Origin of the sequence: Halomonas sp. AOP7-E1-9 (genome assembly GCF_052376035.1) — a bacterium.
GTDB classification, from domain to species: domain Bacteria; phylum Pseudomonadota; class Gammaproteobacteria; order Pseudomonadales; family Halomonadaceae; genus Vreelandella; species Vreelandella citrativorans.
In genome coordinates, this window is record NZ_JBQSVC010000098.1 from 1 (window position 1) to 445 (window position 445).

General features: G+C 51.7%; 1 pseudogene. It reads left to right on the forward strand.

The window, feature by feature from the left end:
- Positions 1 to 7: 7 nt before the first annotated feature.
- Positions 8 to 445, forward strand: a pseudogene (locus ACT3R4_RS18470) (helix-turn-helix domain-containing protein); the annotation flags it as partial.

Sequence of the window (445 nt, forward strand, 5' to 3'; positions counted from 1 at the left end):
CAGAACCATGTCTCGGCGCTTACGTTTCGTTTCTTTAACACCTGACCAGCAACGTCTCTTAAATGAAGCCTACCAGTACGGCGAAAAGAGAGCGTTACGTCGTCGGGCTCACGCCATTCTGCTCAACCACAAAGGCCATACGATTAACCAGGTTCGCGATATTATCGGGGTTAAGCGCGATACGGTATCGACGTGGTTATCCCAATGGGAAGCAGACGGTATTGAAGGTCTTCAAGACAAGCCTCGCGAAGGACGCCCCCATCTTCTCAGCGAGAGTGATCTTGCTGTGTTAGAGCAATTGGTTGAAGAGTATCCCCATCAACTGCCTGTCCTCCATGCCAGGTTTCAAGAGAAGACAGGTAACGTCGTCAGCCAGGACACGTTGCGGCGCGCGTTAAAAAAAAGGCTATAGCTGTAAGCGGATACGCCGCTCATTGAGGGCACC